The 4,489-nt window shown below is 63.5% G+C and carries 5 protein-coding genes; 3 read left to right on the top strand and 2 right to left on the bottom strand.

The window, feature by feature from the left end:
• Window positions 1-408 precede the first annotated feature (408 nt).
• Complete coding sequence (locus tag GRF61_RS23410) at window positions 409-1,296, bottom strand: ABC transporter ATP-binding protein (protein WP_248281419.1); 888 nt, start codon at window positions 1,294-1,296, stop codon at window positions 409-411.
• Between the two features lie 115 nt (window positions 1,297-1,411).
• Window positions 1,412-2,737: a nitroreductase family protein gene (locus tag GRF61_RS23405; RefSeq protein ID WP_169153021.1), complete on the bottom strand. Its 1,326-nt coding sequence runs from the start codon at window positions 2,735-2,737 to the stop codon at window positions 1,412-1,414.
• A 463-nt stretch (window positions 2,738-3,200) separates the two neighbouring features.
• Here GRF61_RS23405 and GRF61_RS25210 point away from each other — a divergent pair, with 463 nt between their 5' ends.
• The 3 genes from GRF61_RS25210 to GRF61_RS23395 all read left to right on the top strand — a co-directional run bounded on the left by GRF61_RS25210 (window position 3,201) and on the right by GRF61_RS23395 (window position 4,329).
• Window positions 3,201-3,629 carry an STM2901 family protein gene (locus tag GRF61_RS25210; RefSeq protein WP_348982470.1) on the top strand — a complete coding sequence of 143 codons (429 nt, stop codon included), beginning with the start codon at window positions 3,201-3,203 and terminating at the stop codon, window positions 3,627-3,629.
• Window positions 3,626-3,994 carry a DUF1493 family protein gene (locus GRF61_RS23400; RefSeq protein WP_211166169.1) on the top strand — a complete coding sequence of 123 codons (369 nt, stop codon included), beginning with the start codon at window positions 3,626-3,628 and terminating at the stop codon, window positions 3,992-3,994. The genes GRF61_RS25210 and GRF61_RS23400 overlap by 4 nt, the downstream gene beginning before the upstream one ends.
• A gap of 83 nt (window positions 3,995-4,077) precedes the next feature.
• Complete coding sequence (locus GRF61_RS23395) at window positions 4,078-4,329, top strand: hypothetical protein (protein ID WP_169153019.1); 252 nt, start codon at window positions 4,078-4,080, stop codon at window positions 4,327-4,329.
• Window positions 4,330-4,489: the final 160 nt, after the last annotated feature.

Below are 4,489 nucleotides of genomic sequence, written 5' to 3'. Positions count from 1 at the left end.
GGCTTGATCTCCTCGATCAGGCGCACGTCCAGCGGGTCCTTGAACACCTTGACGACTTCGCGGGCGAGGCCGTTGAGCAGGGCATAGGCGAGCACGACGTGGAACAGGACGACGAAGGCGATGCCGGTGAGGTGGCGGCGCGGGTCGCGTTGGCGGAGGGCGTAACTCATGGGGTTTCCTGCGTGTTCTGCGATGGCGGTGGAGATGCCACCGGTGGGCATCTGCGCCCACCCGGCTTTCAGCAGGCTTCGTGCCAATCGGGCTGTTGCGCGGCGCTGGCTCTGCAAGCGCTTGTTGGAAAAGGGTTTTGCGCTGGCGGGTCGGAAGGCTTGGCGAGCCTGGGTGATGATGGGGAGTCAGGCGGGGGTGCAGGGCTGCTGCGCCAGCAGCAGCCCTGCCGGGGGCGCTTCAGTGGCGCAGTTCGCTCAGCACAGCGTCCTTCACCGCGGCGAAGGCGGCGCTGCCGCGGGCGCGCGGGCGGGGCAGATCCACGTCGACCACCGTGCGGATGCGGCCTGGCCGCGGGTCCAGCACCACCACCCGGTCGGAGAGGTAAACGGCCTCTTCCACGTCGTGCGTCACCATGATGGTGGTGATGCGGTTCTGCTCCCAGATGCGCAGCAGCTCTTCCTGCAGGTAGGTGCGGGTGAGCGCGTCCAGCGCGCCCAGCGGCTCGTCCAGCAGCAGGATCTGCGGCCGCGCCACCAGCCCGCGGGCGATGGCGGCGCGCTGCGACATGCCGCCGGAGAGCTGGCTGGGGAAGGCCTTCTCGAAGCCGCTCAGCCCCACCAGGCGGATGTGCTCCGCCACCGCGCGCTTCTTTTCCGCCTCCGGCAGGGCGATGGCATCCAGCCCCAGCAGCACGTTCTGCTCCACCGTCAGCCAGGGGAAGAGGCGGTGCTCCTGGAACACGATGCCGCGGTCCAGTCCCGGCCCGGTAACTGGCTTGCCGGCCACCGCCAGCCGGCCGGCCGAGGGCGAATCCAGGCCGACGATGAGCCGCAGGATGGTGGATTTGCCGCAGCCGGAAGCGCCCACCAGGCAGACGAACTCAGCCGGCTTCACCCGCAGGTCGATGCCGCGCAGCACTTCCAGCGGCCGACCATCCACCTGGAAGGTCTTGCCGACGCCATCGAGTTCGAGGATGAAGCTGCCTTGCGCTTGAGCCCCGGTGGTGGTGGAGCCGGGCCGCTGGCTGTGGCCGTCCCGCACGGGGAGGGTGGTGGCCTGCAAGTTGAAGTGCGGGCGCAGCGGGATGGGCCGGGCCGGTGGTGGAGGCTGGGTGAGGCTGGTCATGGAGTTTCCTTGCTTGATGCGCCACGGCCTCGAGGGAAGTACGGCATTGGGGGCGGCGCGGTCGTATTGCTTGATGCGACGGCGTTTGGAAGGCCGTCGCCTCCTTGCGCTGCGCTCAGCCGGTGGTGCCGACCAGCGCGCCCGCGGCGGCGGCGCTCTGGCCGCGACTGGCGCTTATGGGCGCGCCGGGCGCGGCATCGTTGGGGAAGAAGAAACGGCCCTCGGCAACCAGGTCGGCCAGCGGGCGGCGCGGCGTGAGGGTTTCGCGCTCGCGCAGCTGCGGCGGCAGCTCGGCCTCGTCGCCCAGCTGGCCGACGGCGATCAGGATCTCCAGCTTGTAGTCCTCTGGCACCTCGAACAGCGAGCGCGCGGCTTCCTTGTCGAAGCCGGCGATGGCGCGGGTATGCCAGCCGGCCAGGTTGGCCTGCAGCGCGAAGTGGGCCCAGGCGGCGCCGGCATCGAAGCTGTGGTTGCGCGCCGGACTGGGATCGCTCTCGCCCGGGCGGACGAAGGTAGTGCGGGAGAGCAGCAGCACCAGCGCCGAAACCTTGGGCGCCCACAGGCGGTTGCTGTCGGAGAGCAGCGCCGAGAGTTCGGCCCACTGCGGCGAACCGTTCTTCACATAGATGAAGCGCCAGGGCTGGGAATTGCTGGCCGAAGGCGCCCAGCGCGCCGCTTCCAGCAGGCGGAACAGGGTGGCGTCGTCTATCGCCTCGCCGCTGAGGGCGCGCGGCGACCAGCGATTCACGAACAGCGGATCGGCGCCGCCGTGAGCCAACCGCGCCGCGCCCGGCGTGCGCCGCGGCACGCTCGCCAACCAGCGCTGCAGCGCCGGATCACTGTAAGCGGCATCCGAGATGAAGTGATCCGCATCCGGGTAGAAGGTGACACGCACCGGCAGACCTAGCGTCTGCAGGCGGGCGAGATCGGCGCGGAACTGGCTCTCCGGCACCCGTTCGTCCCGGCCGCCGTGGAAAATCCACACCGGCGTACGCTTGAGCGCGGCGAGGCCGTCATCGGCCACCGTCTCCGGCAAGCGGCCGGCCACCACCACCAGCGCCGCGAAGCGCTCCGGGTGGCGGCTGGCGAAGTGCCACACCGCCGCCGAGCCGGCACTGAAGCCCGCCAGCACGATGCGCTGCTTGTCCACATTGGCCTCGGCGATCACCGCATCCAGCCGCGCCAGCAATTCGTCCTCCCAGTCCGCCCAGGCGGTTTCCTCCGGAATCTGCAAGGCAAGAAAGTGATAAGGCCGCTCCGCCGCCTGGGAAACATGCCGCCCCAGGCCATGGGCAAGCAGCTTCTCCGGATCACGGCCACGGTCGCGCGCGCCGTGCAGCAGTACCACCAGCGGGCTGGAAGGCGGATTGCCGCTGGCGACGGCACGCAGATAAGGCAACTCGCCGCGCGGCGAGGAATGCAGATGGCGTTGGAGGCTCATGGTTGTCCTGTGGAGAGATGAGGGTGTTGGAATGGGGGAAGCGGGCAGCTCGGGCAAAGGGCGAGTCAGGTCCGCGCCCGGCCGGCAGGCTGACCGGCACGCGCGTCTGCCGAGGGCAGGGGCAAGTCCTGTGCCTGCGGTAAGTGATTGTTTTTTTGAAGGCAGGAGAAGGAGAGCTGCTGCGTAGCGGGCAGCAGAGGCAACGTGGCTGCTGCTGTTGCAGCAGCAGATGCAGTCAGAGGCTGGCGGAAGGGGGGTAGTGCTTAATCAGTTCAAGCGTGCTGTCCGCTTCGACGCTTTCGGTTTGGGGGCGCCTGTCGGGGAAATAGATGAATGGAGATGAGGTTATTGATATTGGATATACATAAAACATATAGTCCACCCCCGCGGATGATTGAAATAGTGCTTGAGCCGGGCTCGCAGACGCGCCTCATCAAGATCTTAGCTATCCTCTCAGGGGATTATGCTTAATATATATTCCTATAACGACCTCGCTGGCCTCAGCCGTGAAGAGTTATTCCTTTGGATTGCCGTAGATCAGACATTAGAACAACTGGGCGGTGAGGATGTGGTTGCAGCGATTGCTGTTCTTTCCGGACAGCCATTCCTTCCGACACGAGGGAAGTTTGCTGGAGCAACGAAGGGAACCTCAGTTGCGTCGGTCGTTTCCCGGCGTCTCATCAAACAGAGACTTCCGTTCGTCTTGCCTACGCTTACGGGGGCGACGCTGTCCACGCTGAGAATCACCTTCACCAGAAGCCTGGGTGCATTTGTCGGTCGTCTGGTTCCCGGTGTTGGATGGGGTGTTCTGGCTTACGATGTGCTGCAGATAATGCGGAAATCCATATCCCTGTACAACGCACGAGTCCGTCAGGAAGACAGGTTGTGGTGAATACAGAAGACGCCATTTGGCCCCGATTGCTAAAGCTGATTGAGGAAATTCCCACAGTGGGAGTTTCATCTCTTATCGGCTCGAAGTCGCTTGAGAGGACTACTGATCTTGTCTCCGACCTCGGCCTTACCGGAGACGATGCGTTCGCCTTCATGGAGAGATATGCAGAGGAGTTCGGCGTAGATAGGGGGGACTACGATTCATCGAATTACTTCGAGCCGGAGAGTCTCTGGATTTTTCCTCGGTTAAGAAAGAGAAAGCCGAAACTTCCAATCACACTTGGAATGCTTGAGTCTGCCGCCCGCGATGGCGTCTGGAACACTGAGAGGCTTAGATTTCTTTCGTTGGTTCGCTCCGCAGATTAGCTTTCTGGCAGCCTGACGGCCTCCAATTGCTGTCGGGCTGTCTGTAGCCAAGCTCAGCGCATGAATTTTGAAGAGGAAACGTAATGGAAAAACGTCCATTGGGAGTGTGGCTAATCTGTGCGTATATCGCGTGGACGGCGGTCGGCTCACTCATAGGTATTGCATACGCCTTCCTTGCGGGCGATCCCGATGCTCAATGGGGGCGTGACTACTACAGCTCACTCAGCCTTTGGCAAATCATCTATTTCTCTTTTGGTTCCGTGCTGGCTCTCTCTGCGGCAGTTTCTCTTTTTATTAACCCGGCAACAAATTACCAAACAGCTCAGGCAGCATAGCGAATTTTTTCGTGTTTGAAGTACGACCGAATCCGTTCAGGCTGTTTTTGCAGGCTTCGCAGATGCCCGAGCAGTTTGCTTTGCATCGCCTCTGGTGTCCGAACGGGTTCGCCCGCGTTCATGCGAGCCTTCAAGTCGGCATTCAGATACTCATCCGGAT

This window comes from Azoarcus sp. TTM-91, assembly GCF_012911025.1.
Lineage (GTDB): Bacteria > Pseudomonadota > Gammaproteobacteria > Burkholderiales > Rhodocyclaceae > Azoarcus.
The sequence above is the reverse complement of the archived record's forward strand: the minus strand, read 5'-3'. Positions and strand labels throughout refer to the sequence as shown.